We start from the raw sequence: 22,808 nt of genomic DNA, 5'->3' as shown, positions 1-22,808 counted from the left end.
GACTTCGCAAATTAGGGTGCGAAATATGGCACGCGGCAACCGTATCTTCGCAGGTCCACGCCTGCGCCAGCTGCGCCTGGACCACCGGATGGACCAGGCGACGATGGCGCAGGCCCTGGGCATATCCGTATCCTATCTGTCGCAGATGGAAAATGACGATCGCCCCCTGACCGCCAAGGTCAAGGCCGCGCTCGCCAGCGCCTTTCCCACCGACTGGGCCAGTTTCGACAGCCGGGAGGAGGAGCAACTGCTGGGCGCCTTCACCTATGCGCTGGCCCATCCCGAACTGCCCGGCGCGCAGATGGAGCCGGAGCGGATCGAGAAGCTGCACCTGCAATTCCCCGAATTCGCGGCGCGCTATGTCGATCTCTACAACGCGCATATGCGCGCAAACGAGCGGATCAACATGATCGAGGAGGCGATCGCCAACGATCATGAGGTACAGGCGCGCCTGCCTTGGGAAGCCGCGCGCGACTGGTTCCATGAGGCCGGCAACTATGTCCACAGCCTCGATTGCCTGGCCGAGGAGATGGCGGAGAGCTTCACCCAGGGTCAGGTGCTGGACGAAGGGATGCTGGTGGAAGCGCTGGCCCGCCGCCACGGCATCGAGACGCTGATCGCCGAAACGCCGGACAGCGCGCTGCGCGCCTATCGCGCCGCCGACCGGCAGCTTTTCATCAACGCCGCGCTGCCGACCGAAAGCCGCAAGTTCATGCTGGCGCATCAGTTGATGATGCTGGAAGGGCAGGCGGTGATCGCCGACGTGGTGGGCAGAGCCGCCCTGCCCGTCCCCGGCGCCGACCGGCTGCTCGCCATCGGGCTTGGCAATTATGCCGCCGGCGCGCTGCTGATGCCCTATGCGCCGTTCCGGGAGGCGGCACGCACGATGCGCCACGACATCGACCGGCTGGCCCGGACGTTCGGCGTCAGCTTCGAACAGGCCTGCCATCGGCTTTCGACGCTGCAACGGCCGGGGCTGCGCGGTATTCCCTTCTTCTTCTGCCGTGTCGACATGGCCGGCAATATCACCAAGCGCCACAGCGCCACCCGGTTGCAATTCGCCCGTTTCGGCGGCGCCTGCCCGCTATGGAACGTGCATGAGGCCGTGGCCGTGCCCGACCGGATCAACGTGCAGCTGGGCGAGACGCCGGACGGGGTGCGCTATGTCTCGATGGCCAAGGGGCTGGTGAAGCCGTCGGGCAGCTACAAGCGAACGCCGCGCCGCTACGCCGTGGTGCTGGGCTGCGAAGTCACCCACGCCGCCAATTTCGTCTATGCCGACGGCCTGCATTTGCAGGAAGAGGGCGCCGCCACGCCCATCGGCATCACCTGCCGCCTCTGTCCGCGCCAGAGCTGCGACCAACGCGCCTTCCCGCCCGCCGACCGGCCGATCCATGTCGATCCCGACAATCGGCAGATCGTGCCCTACTGGATCGGCTAGCGGCTCACCGGCAGAAAACGCTGCGACAGGCCGTGATACAGCTTTTCCTTGCAAACAAGTTGCGCGGCGAAGTCCGCCACCAGTGCGGATGCTAGCAGCGGCATCATCAGGCCGCGGCTGGCCGTGGTTTCGGAGATGATGATGACCGCCGTCAGTGGGGCGCGGACGACGCCGGTGAAATAGGCGACCATGCCCAGCAGCACGATCGCGCCGGGCGGATAGGCGGGGAAGAGGCTGCGCAACATGTCGCCGATCCCCGCGCCGACCGATAGCGAGGGGGCGAAGATGCCACCGGGCAGGCCCGACAGCGCCGTGGCCAGCGTAGACAGGAATTTGGCGACGCCGAACCAGATCGGCACGTCATGTCCTTCGATGATCGCTTTCGCGGTCTGGTAGCCGGTGCCCCATGTAAGTCCGGAACCCACCCCCAACAGCGCCACAACGATGCCGCAGCACAGCGCGAACGTAACCGGCCGCGCCCTCAACCACGCCAGCGGCGCGGCCTGCACCGATCCGAAGGACAGCATCAGGCGCGAGAACAGGCCGCCCGCGATACCCCCGATGACACCCGCGACCGGCGTGACCATCAACGCTTCCCTGACGCCGATCGCTTGCCGCATCGCGCCGAAATAGACATAGTCCCCCGCAATGCCCAGGCTGACCATGCCTGCGATCAGCACGGCGGTCATCACCAGCAGGGTCATACGCTGCTCATAGGCCGCCGCCAGTTCCTCGATGGCGAAGGCGACCCCGGCGAGCGGCGTATTGAACGCCGCCGCCACGCCCGCCGCGCCGCCCGCGATGAAGACGGATGCCCGCAGCGGGACATGCAGCAAACGGTGGGCATATCCCATGATGCTGGCCGCGATCTGCACCGTTGGCCCCTCCCGCCCGACCGACGCGCCGAACAATAATGTGCTGATCGTCAAAAAGAATTTGGCGATGGCCGTCCGGCCCGACACCAGATGGCGCATACTGCCTTCGGGATCCTTGGTGGCGGCCATCACCTGTGGAATGCCCGACCCCTTGGCGGAAGGCGCGAACCTCAGGGTCATCCACGCGACCAGCGCAAAGCCTGCAGGCGTGACAAGGAGCGGCGCCCACCACCAACGCGCAACCATGGCGGCGAAGAGATGCGTAGCCTCATCCGCAAGATCCGCGAACAACAGCGCGACGATGCCCACCAATATCGCGCCAGCCAGCGTCGCGATACGTCGACGCCAAACCATCGCTTCCGGGCCGTGACGCCGCGTCATCACGCGCGCCCGGCGCAACAGAAGAGAGATGCGCTGTTTCATGACGTGGCTTCATAACCGGCAAGACCCGGAATGATAACCGCTCTTTCCCGTTTTATTTGGTTCAGTGCGGCCTGTTCAGCTTCGACCAGAGGTCCGCCGTGCCCGCCTCCTGCGCCTGCGTCGTGAACTGAGCTGCGACCAGCCAGCCCTTGATCGGGCGCATCGGCAGCACGGTGGTGAGGATGAGCACGGGAATGCCCACGGCGACATGCACCCACCAGGGCGGCCGCGCCAATATCTCCAGCAGGATGATGAAGACGACGCCGGGCACGCAGGCGAACAGCTGGACGAAGACCGCCGGGCCGTCCGCCGGATCGGCGAAGCTGTAGTCGAGGCCGCAGACCTCGCAATGGTCGCGCACGGTCAGGAATCCGGTGAAGATATGGCCTTCGCCGCAGCGCGGGCAACGGCCGAACACACCGGTCTCATGCGCGGGGCGCTTCTTCCATTGCCGCCCGGATTCATCGACCCAATGGGCTTGCCTGCTCTGTTCCATCTCGTCTCCAGTCATCCTGCCCCATGCCGGCAAGACCCGGCCCAATGCAATTGCGCCTTTTGTCCCACCACTGCCCTTCGCCCAAGGCTGGCCTTTGCGCGCACAAAGCGCTATCGGGCGCGCCAATCATCCCGATCTTATAAGGCAGTCAAATGGGCTTTCGTTGCGGTATCGTCGGTCTTCCCAATGTGGGCAAGTCCACCCTGTTCAATGCGCTCACCGAAACGCAGGCCGCGCAGGCGGCCAATTACCCCTTCTGCACGATCGAGCCGAATGAAGGCCGCGTCGCCGTGCCCGACGACCGGCTCCAGACCATCGCCAAAATCGGCGGCAGCGCCAAGATCATCGAGACGCAGCTGAGCTTCGTGGACATCGCCGGCCTGGTGCGCGGCGCATCGAAGGGCGAAGGGCTGGGCAACCAGTTCCTCGCCAATATCCGCGAGACCGATGCGATCGTCCATGTGCTGCGCTGCTTCGAGGATGGCGACATCACCCATGTCGAGGGCAAGGTCGATCCAATCGCCGACGCCGAGACGGTCGAGACCGAGCTGATGCTGGCGGACCTGGAAAGCCTGGAAAAGCGCGTCCCCAACCTCGCCAAGAAGGCGGCGCAAGGCGACAAGGAGGCCAAGGCCGCCGCCGCCGTGCTGGGCCAGGCGCTCGACCTCCTGCGCGACGGCAAACCCGCGCGCCTCACCGTGCCGCGCGACGTGGAGGAGGAACGCCTCTTCGCCCAGGCGCAGTTGCTCACCGCCAAGCCGGTCCTTTACGTCTGCAATGTCGAGGAAGACGCCGCCGCCACGGGCAACGCCCATTCGGCCCGTGTCTTCGAGAAGGCCGCGGCCGAAAACGCCAAGGCGGTGATCGTGTCCGCCGCGATCGAGGCCGAACTGGTGACGATGCCCATCGAGGAGCGCGCCGAATATCTCGAAGCGCTGGGCCTGACCGAAGCCGGCCTCGCCCGCATCATCCGCGCCGGCTACGAACTGCTCGGCCTCATCACCTTCTTCACCGTCGGGCCGAAGGAAGCCCGCGCCTGGACCGTGACCAAGGGCAGCAAGGCGCCACAGGCCGCCGGCGCGATCCACACCGATTTCGAAAAGGGCTTCATCCGCGCCGAAACCATGGCCTTTGCCGACTATGTCCAGTTCAACGGCGAAGCAGGTGCCAAGGAAGCGGGCAAGTGGCGCTCCGAAGGCAAGGATTATGTGACGCAGGACGGCGACATCATGCTGTTCCGTTTCAACGTCTGACCCCATGGCGCTGCGCCCCGGCCAAATGCCAGCACAGCGCAAGGCCGCCTTTCCGCCCAGCGTCGATGCGGACACGCGCCTGCTGATCCTGGGCAGCCTGCCGGGCGATGCGTCGATCCGGCAGGGCGAATATTATGCCCACCGGGGCAACGCCTTCTGGGATCTGCTGGGCGACGTGCTGGGCGAGCCATTGCGTGGCCAGCCCTATGCGATGCGCCTGAAGCGACTGCGCGCGCTGGGCGTAGGGCTGTGGGACGTGATCGAGAGCGCCGAGCGGCCCGGCAGCCTGGACAGCCAGATCAGGGGCGCCGAACTGCGCGACCTTGGCAATTTCGTGAACCGGCTGCCCGCGCTCCGGGCGGTCGCCTTCAACGGCAAGACCGCCGCACTGCACGGACGGCGGCAACTGGGCGAGCGGCCCGGTTTGTCGCTGATCGACCTGCCCTCCTCCAGCGGAGCCTATGCCAGCCTGTCGCACGAGAAGAAGGCGGAGGCGTGGCGGACGCTGCGCGCCTGGATCGTCTGACCGGTTGCGTCGTCCTGTCATATTGCACCGCTAGAGCAGGCGGCTAAGAGACTCTTTTACAACCGCCCGATGACGAGGTCGCCGCCTTCATGCTCACCCGCCGCCAGATCCTGACCACCGCCGTCGTGACGCCGCTGATCGGTGCGCCCGCCATCATCAACGCGCAAAACTGGTTCGCCGGCTATCCCTTCGCGCTGGGCGTCACGTCCGGCGATCCCGCGCCCGACGGCTTCGTGATCTGGACCAAGCTGGCGCCCAGGCCGTTCGAGCCGCATGGTGGGATGCCGATGGCGCCGCTGCCGGTGAAGTGGGAGGTCGCGAGCGACGATCGTTTCAAGACCATCGTCGCGACCGGCGAGGCTGTCGCGCGCCCGGAACTGGGCCATAGCGTCCATGTCGAGGTGACGGGCCTCCAGCCCGACCGCCCCTATTGGTATCGCTTCACGCTGGGCAGCGACCAGTCGTCACGCGGTCGCGCACGCACCCTGCCGCTGCCATCCGCCAGCCCCGCCGCGCTCAAGTTCGGCGTCGCGGGCTGCCAGAATTACGAGGACGGCCTGTTCACCGCCTTCCGCCATCTCGCGCGCGAGGACGACCTGGCCTTCGTCTATCATTATGGCGACTTCATCTACGAATATCAGCAGCGCGGCCCGGACTATGACAAGGACGGGCTGCCCGCCCCGCAGGTGCGCCAGCATATCGGCCAGGATTGTTTCGACCTCGCCGATTATCGGCTGCGCTACGCCCAATATCTGAGCGACTATGACCTCCAGGCCGCGCGCGCGAAACACACATGGTTCCCGACCTTCGACGATCATGAGGTGGAGAATAACTGGGTCGGCGACGCCAACTGGAAGGACGTGCCGCAGGAAATATTCCGCCTGCGCCGGCAGGCGGGGTTGCAGGCCTGGTATGAATATATGCCGGTGCGTGCCGCCATGCTGCCCCGCAACGGCATCATCACGAATATGTATCGCGAGGCGCGCTTCGGCGATCTGCTGTCGATCGATTTCCTCGACACCCGCTCCTTCCGCTCGGACCAGCCGTGCGACGACGGGTTCAAGCCCTATTGCACCGGCATCGACGACAACAAGGCGCAGGTCATCTCGCCGGAGGAGGAAAGCTGGCTGGTGCGCAACCTGACGCGCGGCCAGGCGAAGTGGAATTGCGTGGCGCAGCAGGTGATGATGATGTCGCTCGACCGTCGCCGCTATGCCGACGAGAAGCAGAAAATCTACAATATCGATAGCTGGGCGGCCTATACGACGCAGCGCAACCGGCTGCTGGCGAAGATGCGCGGCCTGGACAATGTCGTCGTCCTGACCGGCGACGAGCATCAGAATTTCGCCGGATTGCTGGAAAGCGAGGGCAAGCCGGTGGCGGTCGAATTCGTGTCCACCTCCATCTCCTCTGGCGGGGACGGGTCGGACCTGCGGACCGGCAGCGACGTGATGATGAAGAACAGCCCGGAACTGAAATTCATCAACGACCAGCGCGGCTATCTGCTTTGCGAGGTGACGCCCGATGCCTGGACCACGCGTTTCCGCGTGGTGGATCAGGTGTCGACGCCCGGCGCGCCGATCAGAACCCGCGCCAGCATCACCGTGCCGCGCGGCCAGCCCTCGCTCGCCATCGCCTGACATTGACGTTAACGGAAGCCAGGCCTACATCCTTGTCCGTTCCAATGGGAGACGGATGAGGATGGAAGCCATAGTCTATTTCGAGGATATCGCGATCGGCGACAGCTTCGATTTCGGTCCGCTGACCCTGTTACGCGAGGAAAGCGTCGCTTTCGCGGCGGAGTTCGATCCCCAGCCCTTCCATCTGTCGGATGAGGCCGCGGCCAGCACCCATTTCGGGACCATCTCGGCAAGTGGCTGGCACACCACCGCCCTGTTCATGAAGATGTTCGTCGCCGAAATGCAGCGGGATCCGGGGCGTCAGGCGGCCAGCCTGGGCGCGATGGGGGTGGACGAACTGCGCTGGCTGCGCCCGGTGCGTCCCGGCGACACACTGCGCGGGAAGAGCGAAGTGATCGACAAGAAGGCGTCGCAGAGCCGTCCGGAAATGGGCATCGTCCGCAGCAAGGTGACGATCCTCAACCAGGACGATCAGCCGGTACTGACGATGATCCCGATCGCCATGTGGCGGACCCGGCCAACGCCCCCATAGTGGCCCTGCCCCGCTCCGCTCGTCGGGGCTAGGCGAACGGCATCATGCCGTTGGGGAAATGCCGATGCCGAGTGCCGCTCATCTGATCGCTTTTGCGCTGGTATCGCTGGGCGTGGTCCTGACGCCCGGTCCCAACATGATCTATCTGGTGTCGCGCTCGATTTCGCAAGGGCGCGCGGCGGGCATGATCTCGCTGCTCGGCGTGGCGTGCGGCTTCCTCTTCTACATGGTGAGCGCGGCCTTCGGCATCACCGCACTTATGATGGCGGTGCCGTTCGCCTATGACGTCCTGCGGATCGGTGGCGCGCTCTATCTGCTTTGGCTGGCGTGGAGCGCAGTGCGGCCGGGCGGGCGATCCCCCTTTCAGGTCCGCACCCTGCCGCAGGATTCGCCGCGACGGCTCTTCACGATGGGGCTGGTCACCAACCTGCTCAATCCCAAGGTCGCGATGATCTATCTGTCGCTGCTGCCGCAGTTCGTCGAGCCGACGCGCGACAATGTGCTGGGCCAGTCGCTGGCGCTCGGCGCGACGCAGATCGTCATCAGCTTGTCGGTCAATGCGCTGATCGCCTGCCTCGCCGGATCGATCGCCGGATTTCTCCACGGCCGCCCGCGCTGGCTGACGATCCAGCGCTGGTTCATGGGCACGGTTCTGGGCGGGCTGGCCGCACGCATGGCGGTGGAGCGGTAACGGCACGGCCTCCGTCATCATGGCTTGATACTACCGCCACCAAACCGATTAATGGTCCGCGCGTTTTACGGACATCCGATCCAGCTAGAGCGGCTGGTTGGCCTTCGCATCAGCGGTCATGATGCGGATGCTGGCGTCCTTCGATCCGACAATCTGGATGATATGGCGACCGGCGGGCAGGTCGAACCACACGATCTTGCGAATGCCCGAACAATCCGGACCATGGCCATGCTCGATCGAGGCGACCGGGGTGGTGCCCGTCACGACATCGACCCAGGCCGGCCCCGACAGTGCGATGCCGATGCGCGCCGCCGCCTTGAGCGACAAGCCGAACAGCCCGCCATGCCCCTCCTTCGCACCTTTGCCGGGGGCTGCGGCGAACTGGACATAGGCCGCCGGCGTCAGCGCCGCCATAACCGGCTTGCCCAGGATCAGCGTCGGCGCGCCCTGTACCTGCACCCCGGCCTTCGCCTCCCCGCTCTGGGTCCAACTGGTCCACGGCTCGCCCAGCAGCGCAGGGTCGGCACAGACGGGCGCGGCGGCGAGCAGCAGGGCGGCAAACATCGTCATCGGCTCATTTCCTTCCGAACAGTTTTTCGATGTCGCCATGCCCCAGCTTCACCCAGGTCGGGCGGCCATGGTTGCATTGTCCCGATCGCGGGGTGACTTCCATCTCGCGGAGCAGGGCGTTCATTTCGGCGACACTCAGCACGCGGCCGGCGCGGACCGAGCCGTGGCAGGCCATGGTCGCGGCGACGAGATCGAGCCGCTCCTTGAGCGACAGGGCGCTGTCATAGGCGGCGAGATCGTCGGCCAGATCCGTGACCAGTCCCTGCACGTCCGACTGGCCCAGCATCGCGGGGACGGCGCGGACCAGCATGGCCGAGGGACCGAACCGCTCAAGATCAAGGCCGAAATCCTTGAGTTCGGCGGCGCGCGCCTCCAACCGGTCGCAGGCCGGCTCATCCAGTTCCACCACTTCGGGCAGCAGCAGCGCCTGGGACGCGACGCGATTGCCATTCTCCTGGCCCTCCATCGCACGGCGCATCCGTTCGAGCGTCAGCCGCTCATGCGCGGCGTGCTGGTCGACGATCACCAGGCCGTCCTCCGCCTCCGCGACGATATAGGTGCGCGCCACCTGACCGCGCGCAACCCCCAGCGGGAAGCTATGGCCTTCGGGTGCGGGCGCGGCGGCAGGCTCGGCGCGCGCCTGGGGCGGCGGCGCGAGAAAGGACGGGCGGCGGTCAGCGAAGGAGGCCGGCGCGAACTGGCTGTAGCTCGCCGGCGAGGAGGCCGCCGCCTCGAAGATCGGCATGGCGCCGATCGGGGTGGGCGACACCGGCTCCGGCCGCCAGGCCGCCAGCCCCGCTGCATCCGCCTGCTGCACCGCGCGGAACCCTTCGGCATCGAGCGCCCGACGCAGGCCGGAGACGATCATGCCCCGGATCATCGCGGGGTCGCGGAAGCGAACCTCGGTCTTGGCGGGATGAACGTTGACGTCTACGTCGAGCGGCGGCACGTCCAGGAACAGCGCCACCACCGGATGCCGGTCGCGCGCCAGCATGTCGGCATAGGCGCCACGCAGCGCGCCGATCAGCAGCCGGTCCTTCACCGGACGGCCGTTTACGAACAGATATTGATGATCGCCCACGCCGCGATTGTAGGTGGGCAGCGATGCGACCCCGGACAGGCGCACCCCGTCCCGTTCCAGGCTCACGATTACATGATTGTCCGCCAGTTGCCGGTCGGTCAGCGCGGCGACCCGGTCCTCCCGCGCTTCGTCGCCCTGCACGCCCAGCACCCGGCGCCCGTCATGTTCGACCGAAAAGGCGACCGACGGATGGGCCATGGCCAGCCGGCGGACGATGTCGAGGCAGGCGGCATATTCGGCCTTGGCCGAACGCAGGAATTTCCGCCGCGCGGGCACCTTCCCGAACAGTTCTTCCACCGTGACGCGGGTGCCGGGCGGCAGCGCGGCCGGCCCCTCCGCCACCAGCCGCCCATTGTCGACCGTGCGGTTCCAGCCATCGGCGCCGCGCGGGCGGCTGTCGATCGAAAGCCGGGCGACACTGGCGATCGACGGCAGCGCTTCGCCGCGAAAGCCCAGCGTCGCCACATTCTCGATCGCATCATCGGGCAGTTTCGATGTCGCATGGCGCTCCAGCGCGAGCGCCATGTCGGCCGAATCCATGCCGCAGCCATCGTCGCTGACCTCGATCCGGTCCAGCCCACCGTTGGACAATCGTATGGCAATGCGAGTCGCACCCGCGTCCAAAGCGTTTTCCACTATCTCCTTGAGCGCGCTGGCGGGTCTTTCGACCACTTCACCGGCAGCGATACGATTGACCAGATGTTCGGGCAGGCGGCGTATTGACATTGATTAGGGACTAGCCCAAGCGGGCGCTTTCCGCGAGCCGCGAACCCGATATTTTTTGCACTGCAAGGGGCAAGGAAGAAGGGAGCAACGGACGGGCAAAACAGCTTTCCGACGGTCCCCTTCGCGTCGCGGGGACGGCGGGCGAAACAGGATAAGGCATGTCGATCTTCTCGCGTCTCTTCAAATTCTCCTCGCAGGATATGGCCATCGATCTCGGCACCGCCAATACGGTGGTCTATGTACGTGGCCGGGGCATCGTCCTGAACGAGCCTTCGGTGGTGGCGGTGGAGACGCTGAACGGCGTCAAGCGCGTCAAGGCCGTCGGTGAAGACGCCAAGCTGATGATGGGCAAGACCCCGGATTCGATCGAGGCCATCCGGCCGCTGCGCGATGGCGTGATCGCCGACATCGACGTGGCCGAGCAGATGATCAAGCATTTCATCACCAAGGTGCATGGCGGCAAGCACAGCCCCTGGCGCGCGCCGGAGATCGTGATCTGCGTGCCCAGCGGATCGACCAGCGTCGAGCGCCGCGCCATTCGCGACGCCGCCAGCAACGCCGGCGCCAGCCAAGTCTTCCTGATCGAAGAGCCGATGGCCGCAGCGATCGGTGCCGACATGCCCGTGACCGAGCCGATCGGTTCGATGGTGGTGGACATCGGCGGTGGCACGACCGAAGTCGCCGTGCTCTCGCTGCGCGGCCTCGCCTATACCACCAGCGTCCGCGTGGGCGGCGACAAGATGGACGAGGCGATCGTCTCCTTCGTGCGTCGCCATCACAATCTGCTGATCGGCGAAGCCACGGCCGAGCGGATCAAGAAGCAATATGGCGTCGCCCAGCCGCCGGAAGATGGCGTCGGCGAGACGATCCATATCAAGGGCCGCGACCTGGTGAACGGCGTGCCGAAGGAAATTTCGATCAACCAGGGCCAGATCGCCGATGCGCTGGCCGAGCCGATCAGCACCATCGTCGAAGGCGTCCGGATCGCGCTGGAAAACACCGCACCCGAACTGGCCGCCGACATCGTCGACCAGGGCATCGTCCTGACCGGCGGCGGCGCGCTGCTCAAGGGGCTGGACGACGAACTGCGCGACGAGACGGGCCTGCCCGTCACCATCGCCGAAGATCCGCTGACCTGCGTCGCGATCGGCACTGGCCGCGCGATGGAGGATCCGATCTTCCGGGGTGTGCTGCAAACCGCCTGATCGGAAGGGACGATTGATGGCGCGGCCACCCAGCCGACGCCCCGGCATCAACCGGAAGGCGCAATATAGCCTGTTTGCGAGCTATGTGGTGGCGGTTGCCGGTGCGGCGGCCGGCCTGCTGCTGGTCGTGGTCGCGATGTTCGATCCGACCGGCTTCGCTGGCCTGCGCACGGTCACCGCCGAACTGACCCGCCCGGTTTCGGCCGGCCTCAAGAATATGGTCAGCGGCATCAGTTCGGTGGACGAGGTGCTGGCCGCCTATTGGCGGGCGGGCTCGCAGAATGTGGCGCTGCGCCGCCAGGTCGAGACGGATCGCAACCGCATCATCGAGGCGAAGGCGGTCAAGCAGGAAAATGCGCGGCTCAAGAAGCTGCTCAAGCTGGTCGACGAGGATCAGAGCGACCTGCTGACGGCGCGGCTCATCAGTTCCTCCTCCAGCAGCGCGCGCCGTTTCGCGCGGCTCAACGCGGGCCGCTGGCAGGGCGTGCGCCCCGGAATGCCGGTCCGCGCCGCCGAAGGGCTGATCGGCCGCATCCATAGCACGACGCCCAACACCGCCGAAGTGCTGCTACTGACGGACACCGGCAATATCGTGCCGATCCGTCGCGCCAATGACAGCGTACCCGCCATTTCGACCGGAGCGGGCGACGGGTCGCTCGAAATCCGAGCGTTGTCCGCGGGCCGCAACCCCTTCAAGCCAGGCGACCTGCTGGTGACGTCGGGCATCGGCGGCATATACCAGCCCAATATCCCCGTCGCCGTAGTGGTCCGCGTCGAGGGCGAGATCGCCTGGGGCTTCCCCCTGGCCAACCCCTCGCGCGTCGATGCGGTCGTGGTGGAACGCGCCTTCGAGGAGGTGGTGACGCGCGGTGGAGCCGCCGAGACGGCGCAGGAGGCGGCGCCGGCCGCAAATGCGAGCGCCCCGTGATCGACCCGCATCTGCTGCACGTCCCGCGCCTGGGCCGGCATCCCGGCCGGTTCCGCCTCGCCGGGACGCCCGTCATCACCGTCATGCTGGGGTCGCTCGCGACCACGTTGCCGCTGATCGCCCAGTCGCCGATCATGCCGCCCTTCGGCCTGCTGCTGCTGCTGTCGTGGCGGCTGCTGCGGCCCGAATTGTGGCGGACCTGGATCGGCCTCCCGCTAGGCCTGTTCGATGACCTGGTGGGCGGCCAGCCGATCGGATCGGGGATGTTTTTGTGGACGGTCGCCCTGATCGGCGTCGACTTCATCGAACATCGACTGGTCTGGCGCAGCTACAAGCAGGACTGGCTAATCGCCGGCATCGCGATTATCTTCTGCCTGTCAGGGGGGCTTTTCTTCGCGCGGATCACCGGCGGAGGCGATATAAGGTTGCTGTTGGTCGCGCCGCAGATGGTCTGGACGGTCCTGCTCTTTCCCTTCATTGTCCGGCAATGCGCCCGGATCGACCGCTGGCGTGTGATGGCATGAAGTTTCCCGGTCCCAAGCGCAAGATCGTCACCGAAGCCACCCAGTCCTTCACCTTCAGCCGCCGCGCGATGGTGGTGGGGGGATTGCAAGGCGCGATCGGGGCGCTGCTGGTCGGTCGCATGGGCTGGATCAGCGTCGCCGAAAACGAGAAATACAGCCTGCTTTCCGAGAGTAACCGGGTCAACCTCACGCTCATTCCGCCGCGCCGGGGCTGGATCCTCGATCGCCATGGCAAGACGCTGGCGAACAACCGGACCGATTTTCGCGTCGACCTGATCCCGCAGCGCGTGGTGGACGGCGAGGCGACGATCCGGCACCTCGCCCAGTTGCTGAGCCTGGAATCGGACGAAGTCGATCGCATCCGCGAGGAACTGGACAAGTCGGCGGGATTTCGTCCGGTCCAGGTCGCCGACAAGCTGACCTATGACCAATATGCCGCCGTGAGCGTCCGCCTGCCCGACCTGCCCGGCGTCGCGCCCAGCCAGGGCTTTTCGCGCTATTATCCGGCGGGCGCCACGGTCGGGCACCTGCTCGGCTATGTCGGGGCGGCCACGGCGGAGGAATATAAGGAGCGCAAGGATCCGCTGCTCATCACGCCGGGATTCAAGGTCGGCAAGGATGGGCTGGAAAAGGCGTTCGACCGGCACCTGACCGGCAGGCCCGGCGCCAAGCGGGTCGAGGTAACGGCGCGCGGCAAGATCGTGCGCGAACTCACGACACGCCCCGACACGCCGGGCAAGCCCGTCAGCCTGACCATCGATGCCGGGCTTCAGGAATATGCGGGGCGGCGCCTTGCGACGCAAAGCGGTTCGGTCGTCGTGATCGATTGCGCCAACGGCGACGTACTCGCCATGGCCTCCATGCCCAGCTTCGATCCCAACAGCTTTTCCGACGGCATCAGCCATCTGGAATATGAGATGCTGTCGAAGGACGATCATATTCCGCTGCGCAACAAGACCTTGCAGGGGCTCTATCCGCCGGGCTCTACGGTTAAGCCAATGGTGGCGCTGGCGCTGCTGGAGGCTGGCGTCGGGCCGCAGGAGCGGATCAGTTGCGCCGGCGCGCTGCGCGTGGGCAACACCTTGTTCCACTGCCACAAGCGGCGCGGGCACGGCCCGCTCGACATGCGGGGCGCGATCGCCCAGAGCTGCGACATCTATTTCTACCAGATGGCGCAGCGCGTCGGAATGGACCGGATCGCCCAGATGGCGCGGCGGGTGGGCATGGGCCAGCGCTTCGACCTGCCCTTCCCCAGCCAGAGCTATGGCACCGTTCCCGATCCGGCGTGGAAAGAACGCAAATATGATCAGAGCTGGCAGGCCTATGATACGGTGAACGCCACCATCGGCCAGGGCTATATGCTCATCAATCCGCTCCAGATGGCGGTGATGGCCGCGCGCCTAGCGACCGGCCGGCAACTCATGCCCAATTTCCTTCTGGGTGCCAAGCGGCCGCCGCCCACGTCTGTCGGCGCCACCGAGGAGCATCTGGTCATCATTCGCGACGCGATGAGCGCCGTGGTCAATGGCGGCGGCACCGGCGGCGCCGCGCGGATGAACATTCCCGGCGTGCTCATCGCGGGCAAGACCGGCACCGCCCAAGTCCGGCGCATCACCATGGCCGAGCGCCGCGCGGGCGTGCGGCGGGACAGCTCATTGGCGTTCAAGCTGCGCGACCACGCCCTGTTCCAGGGCTTCGCCCCCTTCGACAATCCACGCTATGCGGTCGCCTGCATCATCGAGCATGGCGGACATATGATCCGCAACGAGGACGCGCCGATGATCGCCAGCGACACCCTGTCCTATCTGTTCGATCCCACCAAGGCGATGGAGAAGCTGGTCACGCTGGAAAAGGGTTGGGGCGGCACCCCCGCCGAACGGCAGGCGCGACAGATGGCCGCATTCCGCCTGGCCAAGGCGATCGAGAAAGGGGAAGCGCCGCCACCCGTCGCCGACAATGCGGCCAACGCCGCCGTCGCCAACGCAACGGCACCGTCTCCCGTTGCCGCCGAAGATGCGGCCAACGATGTTCCGCCACCGCCCGGCAGCAACGCGACGGACGCGCCATGAGCATCATCCCCCATTCCGTGACGCAATTTCCCTGGCGGGTGCTGCTGCTGCTGCTGGCCATCGCGACCTTCGGGACACTGGTCCTCTACAGCGCTGCGGGGGGCAGCATCTTTCCCTGGGCCGTCAACCAGGGCGTCCGCTTTTGCGTCTTTTCCGGCATGGCCCTGGCATTGAGCCGGGTGCCGTTCGACCTGTTCTCGCGCTTCGCCTTTCCCGCCTATGGCGCGGTGCTGGCGGCGCTGGTGCTGGTGGAACTGATCGGCGGGGTCGCGGGCGGCAGCCAGCGCTGGATCAACCTGGGCTTTATGCAGTTGCAGCCGTCCGAGTTCATGAAGCCGATCATCGTGCTGGCGGTGGCCCGCTTCTACGCGATGCTGCCGGTGGGCGAGATCCGCCGCTGGAACGCGATCTGGCCCGCGCTGGTGCTGATCGGCCTGCCCTGGGCGCTGGTCCTGGTGCAGCCGGATCTGGGCACCGCGACGATGATCCTTGCCGGTGGCATCACCGTGATGTTCCTCGCCGGCCTGCCCTTGCGCCTGTTCGTCGGTTCGGGCCTGGCCGTGGCCGCCATCGTACCGATCGCCTTCAGCTTCCTGCATGACTATCAGAAGAACCGCGTCCTCATCTTCCTCGATCCGGAAAGCGACCCGCTGGGCGCCGGCTATCATATCAGCCAGTCCAAGATCGCGATCGGATCGGGCGGCATCTGGGGCAAGGGGTTCCTTCAGGGTACGCAAAGCCATCTCGACTATCTGCCCGAAGGCCATACCGACTTCGTCTTCGCCACCATGGCGGAGGAATGGGGCCTGCTGGGTGGGGTGCTGCTGATCGGCGGCTTCATGCTGCTGTTCCGCTGGGGCATCCGGGTTTCCATGCGGACACAGGACAAGTTCGCACGGCTGGTGGCAGCGGGCCTGACCACCACCATCTTCTTCTATGTCGCGATCAACCTGATGATGGTCATGGGGCTGGCGCCGGTCGTCGGCATACCCCTGCCCTTCATGTCCTACGGCGGATCATCGATGCTGACGGTCATGCTATGCGTAGGGATCATCATGGCGATCGACCGGGCGGGCAAGCGTCGCGCGGGCGTCGGAAACTGGGCCTGACGCAAGCGCGAATGAAAATTTCCGCCGCAACGCGATTTAGTGTTTGCAGAATCGCGAGCGGCTGCTAACAGCCCGGCCACGCCGGAGCGACGACCCACAGGGTCACGCCAACGCCAGCGTGGACGCATAGCTCAGTTGGTAGAGCAGCTGACTCTTAATCAGCGGGTCCTAGGTTCGAGCCCTAGTGCGTCCACCAAGTTTTCCTGTCATTTTCCTCCCATGCGGCGCAAAGCTCTCGCGTCGGGTGACAGCGCATTTCGGTGATCCGGCTATCGAAGGGGATGCCGCGATCCTGCACTGCTTTTTCCGCCCTGCAATGACCGCCCTCCTTTACGTCTCCCTGCGGATCGGCCAGCCTCCGTTCGTCTTGCGCGGCGAAGGGAAAAGGCCATGCGGGTTGGCATAGCGGCAATCATCGGGGCGACGGCGTTGCTGGCGACGGGCGTGATGGCGACCGGGCCGGACTGGCAATGGCAGGACCTGCCCGCCGGCTTGGCTGCTCCCATCCTCCCGGCCGACAACCCCATGAGCGCCGCCAAGGTCGCGCTGGGGCGCCGCCTCTTCTACGATCGCGCCCTGTCGCGAGACGGCAGCATGGCCTGCGCCGATTGCCACCAGCAGGCGCGCGGCTTCAGCGATGGCCTGCCCACCCATGCCGGGGTCACCGGCGACATGGGTGTCCGCAACGTGCCGGGCCTCGCCAATGTCGCCTGGCGCTCCGGCTTCACCTGGACCGAGGCCGGCATTACCACGCTGGAGGCGCAGGCGATGGTGCCGATGACCGGCACCAGGCCGGTCGAGATGGGCATGGCCGGCAGCGACGCCGAACTGGGGCAGCGCCTTGACGCCGATCCCTGCTATCGCCGCCTGTTCGTCCGCGCCTTCCCCACTGCGCAGGGCGGCGCGACCTATGCGAAGGTGACGGCGGCGTTGGGCGCATTCCAGCGGACGATGATCTCCTTCGGCAGCGCGCATGACCGGGGCGCACTTTCACCGCTCGCCCGCAAGGGCGCCACGCAATTCGCGGCGTCCGGCTGCGCCTCCTGCCACGGCGGCGCAGATTTCACCGACGGCAAGGTTCATTATGTCGGCACGGCCGCGCCCGGTGAAATCGACAGCAGCGCTTATGGCGGCAAGCCTCCCCCGCCCGGCTTCGAGCCGCCGCCCGAACGCTTCCGCACGCCCTCGCTCCGCAACGTCGCGGTGACGGGGCCGTGGCTGCACGACGGCCAGAGCCGGAGCATCGAAGCGGCGATTCGGCGCCATGCCGCTGCCCAGCTGGTGGGTATCGACATGCCGGCGCTGCTCGCTTTCCTCGATTCGCTGACCGATCGCCCGTTCCTGGAGAATAGGGCGCTGGGGCGGCCGGCGGATGCCTGCCCGGCCGCGACCTGACCAAAAAAAAGGCCGATCCAAAAAGGACCGGCCTGGAAAGTTTTAGGAGAGGATGCCTGAAAGGCCCGCTCTCTATGAAATGTTAGCGCCACCATCGCAAGTGCGAAAACGCCGTTCGCGGTTGCAAAGATTGCAATCCGGTTACCCCGCCTGCAACGGATCGCGCCCCATCAACGCGTCAGCTTCTTGTAGGCGAGACGCGTCGGACGATCGGCCGCATCGCCCAGGCGGCGGCGCTTGTCTTCCTCATAGGCCTCGAAATTGCCCTCGAACCATTCGACATGGCTGTCGCCTTCGAAGGCGAGAATGTGGGTGGCCAGTCGATCGAGGAAGAAGCGGTCGTGGCTGATAACCACGGCGCAGCCCGCGAAATTCTCAATCGCTTCCTCCAGCGCGCCCAGCGTTTCGACGTCGAGGTCGTTGGTCGGTTCGTCGAGCAGCAGCACATTGCCGCCCCGCTTCAGCATCTTGGCGATGTGGACGCGGTTGCGTTCACCGCCCGACAGCTTGCCGACATTCTTCTGCTGATCCTGGCCCTTGAAGTTGAAGGCGCCGACATAGGCGCGGGTCGACATGTCATGGCCGTTGACCTTGACGTAATCGAGGCCGTCGGAGACTTCCTCCCAGACGTTCTTGGTCGGGTCGAGATGGTCGCGGCTTTGGTCGACATAGCCCAGGCGCACGGTGGACCCGATGTCGATCTCGCCCGAATCGGGAGTTTCCTGCCCGGTGATGATGCGGAACAGGGTCGACTTGCCCGCGCCGTTCGGCCCGATCACGCCGACGATGCCGCCCGGCGGCAGCAGGAAGGACAGGTTTTCGAACAGCAGCTTGTCGCCATAGGCCTTGCTGATATTCTTTGCCTCGATCACCTTTCCGCCCAGACGCTCGGGCACCTGGATGACGATCTGGGCCTTGCCGGGGGTGCGGTTGTTCTGGCTGGCGACCAGTTCCTCGAACTTCTTGATGCGCGCCTTGGACTTGGTCTGGCGGCCCTTGACGCCAGCCCTGATCCATTCCAGCTCATCGTTTATCGCCTTCTGGCGGCCGGTGGCTTCGCGGTCCTCCTGCTCCAGACGCTTGGACTTCTTCTCCAGATAGGTGGAGTAGTTGCCTTCATAGGGGAAATATTTGCCCCGATCGAGTTCCAGGATCCAGCCAACGACATTGTCGAGGAAATAGCGGTCGTGGGTGATCATCAGCACCGCGCCGGCATATTCCTTGAGGTGATTTTCCAGCCAGGTGACGCTTTCGGCGTCGAGATGGTTGGTCGGTTCGTCGAGCAGCAGGATGTCCGGCTTCTGGATCAGCAGGCGGGTGAGCGCGATACGACGCTTTTCACCACCCGACAGATTTTCCACCGACCAGTCCGACGGCGGGCAGCGCAGCGCCTCCATCGCGATTTCCAGCTGGTTGTCGAGCGTCCAGCCGTCGACCGCGTCGATCTGTTCCTGCAACGTGCCCATTTCCTCCATCAGGGCGTCGAAATCGACATCCTCCGGCGGATCGGCCATGATCATGCTGATCTCGTTGAAACGGTCCATCTTGTCCGCGATTTCGCGCGCGCCGTCCTTGACGTTTTCCAGGACATTCTTGGTCGGGTCGAGCTGCGGCTCCTGCGGCAGATAGCCGACTGTGATATTCTCGCCCGGCCAGGCTTCGCCCGAAAAATCGGTATCGATGCCGGCCATGATCTTCATCAGGGTCGATTTGCCCGCGCCGTTGGGGCCGACGATGCCGATCTTGGCGCCGCGGTAGAATTGCAGGTTGATCTGGTTGAGCACCGGCTTCGCCGCACCGGCGAAGCTCTTGGTCATGCTCTTCATGACATAGGCATATTGCGAGGAAGCGGACATGGGTTCGCGCAGCTCCGAAAGAACAGATAGGGAAATCCGCGTCGGGTTAGCGGAGGCGGACCATATTGGCAAATGGCGGATGGCTCGTTACGCCTTCATCCATGCAGAAAATCCGATCGGGTCCGCTCGCCGCCCTCCTCCTTGGCAGCATCCTCACCCCCTCCCTCTCCTTCGCCGCTCCGGCCGCCGGCAGCGGCGCGATTCGGGAATCGGCGCTCAAGGACGATGTCGCCTGGGACTTTACCGAAGGGCTGACGACGGAAGTCGGCCCGCGCCCCGCCGGCACGCCGCAGGAAGCGCGCGCCCGCGACTGGGCCGTCGCGAAGCTGAAGGCGCTGGGCTTCTCGAACGTCCGGGCAGAATCCTACACCATGCCCGTCTGGGTGCGCGGGCGCGACGAAGCGCGCATCCTCTCCCCCTTCCCGCAGACGCTGGTCCTGGCGGCGCTGGGCAACAGCGGATCGACCAGCGACAAGGGGCTTGAGGGCGAGGTCGTCTATTTCCAAAACATCGCCGACTTGGAGGCCGCGCCGGATGCGAGCCTCAAGGGCAAGATCGCCTTTGTCGATCATGGCATGAAGGCGACGCAGGACGGTTCCTCCTACGGCTATTTCGGGGCCGCGCGGCGGCAGGGACCGAGCATCGCGTCGAAGAAGGGCGCAATCGCCATTTTGATCCGGTCGATCGGCACCGACCATCATCGCGTGCCGCATACCGGCGTCCAGATGTGGGCCGAAGGCGCGACGCCGATCCCGGCCGCCGCGCTCTCCGTACCCGACGCCGAGCAACTCGCGCGCGTCGTCAAGCGGGGCCAGCCGGTGACGCTCCATCTTACCCTGACGTCCAGGATGCTGAAGGACCAGCCATCGGGCAATGTCGTCGCCGAAATTCCGGGCAGCGACCCGTCGGCGGGTCTGGTCGTGGCGGCCTGCCATCTCGACAGCTGGGACCAGGGCACCGGCGCGATCGATGACGCGACGGGCTGCGCCATCGCTGCCGCCTCCGCGCTTCAGGTCGCCAAGGCCGGGCAACCCCGCCGCACCATCCGCGTGCTGATGGCCGGCGCGGAAGAAGTCGGCGGCGATGGAGCGCGCGCCTATTACAAGGCGCATGGGTCCGAGAAACATGCGCTGGCGATCGAATCGGATTTCGGTGCGGATCGAATCTGGCGGGTCGATTTCAAATTGCCCAAGGGCCATGAGGCCTTGTCCCGTCGGATCGCGCAGGCGCTCGCCCCGCTCGGCGTGGGCGCCGGCACGCAGGAAGCGGGCGGCGGCGCCGACATCGCGCCGCTGGTCAAGGCCGGGGTTCCGGTCATTGATCTGCAACAGGATGGCACCCGCTATTTCGACCTGCACCACACGCCGGACGATACGCTGGACAAGGTCGATCCCGAGCAGTTGCGCCAGAATGTCGCCGCGTGGTCGGTGACGCTGGACCTTGTCGCCAATGCCTCAGAAACATTGAGCGCTAACTGAACTTTTATAGTAGACAACACTCCGTCGCGTGATTCTGCCGCTTCACCGACGCAGAAAAGCATTGATTTGTGCAGCGCACACGTTAATGCGGGTCGCTCGCGTAGGGCCACATTTGTAACGTGCCAGACGCGGCATAATGCTATGGGAGCCGTACACAATGAAGAAGATCGCAGTTGTTTTCGCTTCGGCCAGCCTGATGGCCCTCGCCGCTTGCGGTGAGAAGCCGGCCAACGAGACCGCGAACGCTTCGAACGCTGTCGTCGAGAACGTCGTCGAAAACGCCGTCAACGCTGCTGACAACGCCGCGAACGCCGCTGAAAACGCCGCGAACGCGACGAACAACGTTGCGAACGCGATGTAATCTTCGCGCTAGCGAGATTTTCGAAGGGCGGGTCCGAAAGGCCCCGCCCTTTTCATTTGGACCGAACCTTTCGCATTTCGCCGGGAATGACGACCCTGTTGGGGTTTCCGGGCGTATCGATCCCGATAATTCTGCTTTTGTGGCAGTTGTTCCACCGATCGCCGATTGACGGCACGCGCGCTTCCCCGCTAAGGCCGCCGCATTCGGGGAGTAGCGCAGTCTGGTAGCGCGCCTGCTTTGGGAGCAGGATGTCGCAGGTTCGAATCCTGTCTCCCCGACCACTCTTTGCCTCAAAACAACTCAAATTTACCCATGAGGTCCAGGGTGAAAATCCACTGTTTTCAGTGGTTTGGATGTGTCATCATAGGACGCCACCAGGATTCGGGGTGGAATGGTGAAACAACACATTCTTGGCGGAAATGTTGTTCGTCTCGCCGCGTGAAACGCGGAGATGAAGGACTATGCTTTCCGACGACTTGCTGACTCGATTAACCGCTCACGACAAGCCGCTAAAGAAATCCGATGGCGGCGGCCTGCTTATCCGGGTCGAGCCATCGGGCCGGAAGATCTGGCAGCTCGCCTACCGTTTCGATGGCAAACAGAAGACGCTGAGTGGCGGAATATATCCTGATACCAGCCTTTCCCAGGCACGAGCCTGGCGGGACCGCAACAAGAGACTGATCGCCGGCGGAACGGACCCATCCTCCTTGCTGGAAGAGCGAAAGTTTCAGCGGCGAGCCAATGCCCTTACGTTCGAGGCTCTAGCTATCGAGTGGCTGAAGGCGCGGAAGTCGTCCTGGTCACCGAGATATTACAGGATCACCAAGCGACGCCTTGAGGCTGATATCTTTCCTCATCTTGGCAGCAAGTCGGTTCGCTCAATTCTGCCGCGTCATGTCCTCGAAGTGTTAAGGCTGGTGGAACAGCGCGGGTCGGTCGGCATGGCTCACCGGCTCAGGGGAACATGCAGCGAGATTTTTCGATATGGCATCCCTGATGGACGCGTAGATAGCGATCCATGCCGGGATCTCATTTCGGCTATGGTGAAGCTTCCCGCGACCCGCCACATGGCCAAGGTCGAAGCTAAAGACCTTCCCACCTTCTTTCGCAAGCTCAACGCTGATCAGGGCTCCCGCATGAGCCACTTGGCGCTGCGCTGGACGATGCTCACCATGGTCCGGACGCAGGAGACGCGCTTTGCGACCTGGTCCGAATTTGAGGGCCTCGGAACAGACGAACCGGTTTGGCGCATACCCGCAGGTCGCATGAAAATGCGGACCGAGCATGTCGTGCCACTGCCGCCGCAGGCGATCACGCTACTGCGCGAGATCAGAGACGAAAACCCTTATGGATTGGCAGGGAACGAACGGTTCGGCAAATATCTGTTCCCGGTCGCCGGCTCGCGCTCGGACACTATCAGCGAGAACAGGATGCTGGATATCCTTTACCGCATGGGCTTGAGAGGCAAGGTCACCGTGCATGGTTTTCGGTCGCTTGCAAGCACTGTTCTCAACGAGTCCGGCCTGTTTCTGCCTGTCAAACGGCGTTCAAAAGGGACCCCCGATCGGCGTCGAAGAGGGACCCCCTTTTCAGATAATATGATGCTGGTTTGTTGAAGATGGCCTTGCG

General features: G+C 65.0%; 20 protein-coding genes and 2 tRNA genes. 17 read left to right on the top strand and 5 right to left on the bottom strand.

Features of this window, described 5'->3' with window-relative positions:
• Positions 1-25 precede the first annotated feature (25 nt).
• On the top strand, positions 26-1,441 hold the full coding sequence (locus A7Q26_RS15495; protein WP_066861432.1) for a helix-turn-helix domain-containing protein: 1,416 nt from the start codon (positions 26-28) through the stop codon (positions 1,439-1,441).
• On the opposite strand, the gene A7Q26_RS15490 is transcribed toward A7Q26_RS15495, so the two are convergent.
• Positions 1,438-2,739, bottom strand: a complete 1,302-nt coding sequence (locus A7Q26_RS15490) for a chloride channel protein (protein ID WP_066861429.1) — start codon at positions 2,737-2,739, stop codon at positions 1,438-1,440. The genes A7Q26_RS15495 and A7Q26_RS15490 overlap by 4 nt on opposite strands.
• A 61-nt stretch (positions 2,740-2,800) precedes the next feature.
• The gene (locus A7Q26_RS15485) at positions 2,801-3,235 is read right to left on the bottom strand and encodes a DUF983 domain-containing protein (RefSeq protein WP_157102574.1); all 435 of its coding nucleotides are present in this window, start codon (positions 3,233-3,235) and stop codon (positions 2,801-2,803) included.
• A 152-nt stretch (positions 3,236-3,387) separates the two neighbouring features.
• Here A7Q26_RS15485 and ychF point away from each other — a divergent pair, with 152 nt between their 5' ends.
• The 5 genes from ychF (at position 3,388) to A7Q26_RS15460 (ending at position 7,877) form a co-directional block, all read left to right on the top strand.
• Positions 3,388-4,488, top strand: coding sequence for a redox-regulated ATPase YchF (ychF, locus tag A7Q26_RS15480; RefSeq protein ID WP_066861423.1), 1,101 nt, complete (start codon positions 3,388-3,390; stop codon positions 4,486-4,488).
• Between the two features lie 4 nt (positions 4,489-4,492).
• Positions 4,493-5,014, top strand: coding sequence for a DNA-deoxyinosine glycosylase (locus A7Q26_RS15475; RefSeq protein WP_066861420.1), 522 nt, complete (start codon positions 4,493-4,495; stop codon positions 5,012-5,014).
• Between the two features lie 89 nt (positions 5,015-5,103).
• Positions 5,104-6,654, top strand: coding sequence for an alkaline phosphatase D family protein (locus A7Q26_RS15470; protein ID WP_066861417.1), 1,551 nt, complete (start codon positions 5,104-5,106; stop codon positions 6,652-6,654).
• A gap of 61 nt (positions 6,655-6,715) precedes the next feature.
• Complete coding sequence (locus A7Q26_RS15465; protein ID WP_066861414.1) at positions 6,716-7,186, top strand: MaoC family dehydratase; 471 nt, start codon at positions 6,716-6,718, stop codon at positions 7,184-7,186.
• Between the two features lie 64 nt (positions 7,187-7,250).
• Complete coding sequence (locus A7Q26_RS15460; protein ID WP_066861486.1) at positions 7,251-7,877, top strand: LysE family translocator; 627 nt, start codon at positions 7,251-7,253, stop codon at positions 7,875-7,877.
• An 84-nt stretch (positions 7,878-7,961) separates the two neighbouring features.
• Here A7Q26_RS15460 and A7Q26_RS15455 read toward each other — a convergent pair whose 3' ends face one another.
• Both A7Q26_RS15455 and mutL read right to left on the bottom strand, forming a co-directional pair.
• On the bottom strand, positions 7,962-8,447 hold the full coding sequence (locus A7Q26_RS15455) for a hypothetical protein (RefSeq protein ID WP_066861412.1): 486 nt from the start codon (positions 8,445-8,447) through the stop codon (positions 7,962-7,964).
• A 4-nt stretch (positions 8,448-8,451) separates the two neighbouring features.
• Positions 8,452-10,254, bottom strand: a complete 1,803-nt coding sequence (gene mutL, locus A7Q26_RS15450; protein ID WP_066861408.1) for a DNA mismatch repair endonuclease MutL — start codon at positions 10,252-10,254, stop codon at positions 8,452-8,454.
• Between the two features lie 158 nt (positions 10,255-10,412).
• Here mutL and A7Q26_RS15445 point away from each other — a divergent pair, with 158 nt between their 5' ends.
• From A7Q26_RS15445 to A7Q26_RS15415, 7 genes are all read left to right on the top strand, one after another.
• On the top strand, positions 10,413-11,459 hold the full coding sequence (locus tag A7Q26_RS15445; protein WP_066861405.1) for a rod shape-determining protein: 1,047 nt from the start codon (positions 10,413-10,415) through the stop codon (positions 11,457-11,459).
• A 16-nt stretch (positions 11,460-11,475) separates the two neighbouring features.
• On the top strand, positions 11,476-12,387 hold the full coding sequence (gene mreC / locus A7Q26_RS15440; protein WP_066861402.1) for a rod shape-determining protein MreC: 912 nt from the start codon (positions 11,476-11,478) through the stop codon (positions 12,385-12,387).
• Positions 12,384-12,911, top strand: a complete 528-nt coding sequence (locus A7Q26_RS15435; RefSeq protein WP_066861399.1) for a rod shape-determining protein MreD — start codon at positions 12,384-12,386, stop codon at positions 12,909-12,911. The genes mreC and A7Q26_RS15435 overlap by 4 nt, the downstream gene beginning before the upstream one ends.
• Complete coding sequence (gene mrdA / locus A7Q26_RS15430) at positions 12,908-14,980, top strand: penicillin-binding protein 2 (RefSeq protein ID WP_066861397.1); 2,073 nt, start codon at positions 12,908-12,910, stop codon at positions 14,978-14,980. The genes A7Q26_RS15435 and mrdA overlap by 4 nt, the downstream gene beginning before the upstream one ends.
• Positions 14,977-16,089 carry a rod shape-determining protein RodA gene (gene rodA / locus A7Q26_RS15425; RefSeq protein ID WP_066861394.1) on the top strand — a complete coding sequence of 371 codons (1,113 nt, stop codon included), beginning with the start codon at positions 14,977-14,979 and terminating at the stop codon, positions 16,087-16,089. Before mrdA ends, rodA begins: the two co-directional genes overlap by 4 nt.
• A 120-nt stretch (positions 16,090-16,209) precedes the next feature.
• Positions 16,210-16,285, top strand: a tRNA-Lys gene (locus A7Q26_RS15420).
• Between the two features lie 194 nt (positions 16,286-16,479).
• The gene (locus tag A7Q26_RS15415) at positions 16,480-17,484 is read left to right on the top strand and encodes a cytochrome-c peroxidase (protein WP_066861391.1); all 1,005 of its coding nucleotides are present in this window, start codon (positions 16,480-16,482) and stop codon (positions 17,482-17,484) included.
• Between the two features lie 170 nt (positions 17,485-17,654).
• Here the strand turns inward: A7Q26_RS15415 and ettA are convergent, their stop codons facing one another.
• Positions 17,655-19,340 (bottom strand): energy-dependent translational throttle protein EttA, encoded by a 1,686-nt coding sequence (ettA, locus tag A7Q26_RS15410; RefSeq protein ID WP_066861388.1) that lies wholly within the window; start codon positions 19,338-19,340, stop codon positions 17,655-17,657.
• Positions 19,341-19,441: 101 nt separating this feature from the next.
• Between ettA and A7Q26_RS15405 the strand changes: the two genes are divergently transcribed.
• The 4 genes from A7Q26_RS15405 to A7Q26_RS15390 all read left to right on the top strand — a co-directional run bounded on the left by A7Q26_RS15405 (position 19,442) and on the right by A7Q26_RS15390 (position 22,795).
• Complete coding sequence (locus A7Q26_RS15405; protein WP_066861385.1) at positions 19,442-20,818, top strand: M20/M25/M40 family metallo-hydrolase; 1,377 nt, start codon at positions 19,442-19,444, stop codon at positions 20,816-20,818.
• A 157-nt stretch (positions 20,819-20,975) separates the two neighbouring features.
• A complete protein-coding gene (locus A7Q26_RS15400) occupies positions 20,976-21,179 on the top strand; it encodes a hypothetical protein (RefSeq protein ID WP_066861382.1) in 204 nt (67 codons plus the stop codon).
• A gap of 204 nt (positions 21,180-21,383) precedes the next feature.
• A tRNA-Pro gene (locus tag A7Q26_RS15395) sits at positions 21,384-21,460 on the top strand.
• Positions 21,461-21,640: 180 nt separating this feature from the next.
• A complete protein-coding gene (locus A7Q26_RS15390) occupies positions 21,641-22,795 on the top strand; it encodes a tyrosine-type recombinase/integrase (RefSeq protein WP_066861379.1) in 1,155 nt (384 codons plus the stop codon).
• The last annotated feature ends 13 nt before the right edge of the window (positions 22,796-22,808 follow it).

It is taken from the genome of Sphingobium sp. TCM1 (assembly GCF_001650725.1).
Lineage (GTDB): Bacteria > Pseudomonadota > Alphaproteobacteria > Sphingomonadales > Sphingomonadaceae > Sphingobium.
Note: the sequence above shows the minus strand (reverse complement) of the source record. Positions and strands in the feature narration are given on the sequence as shown.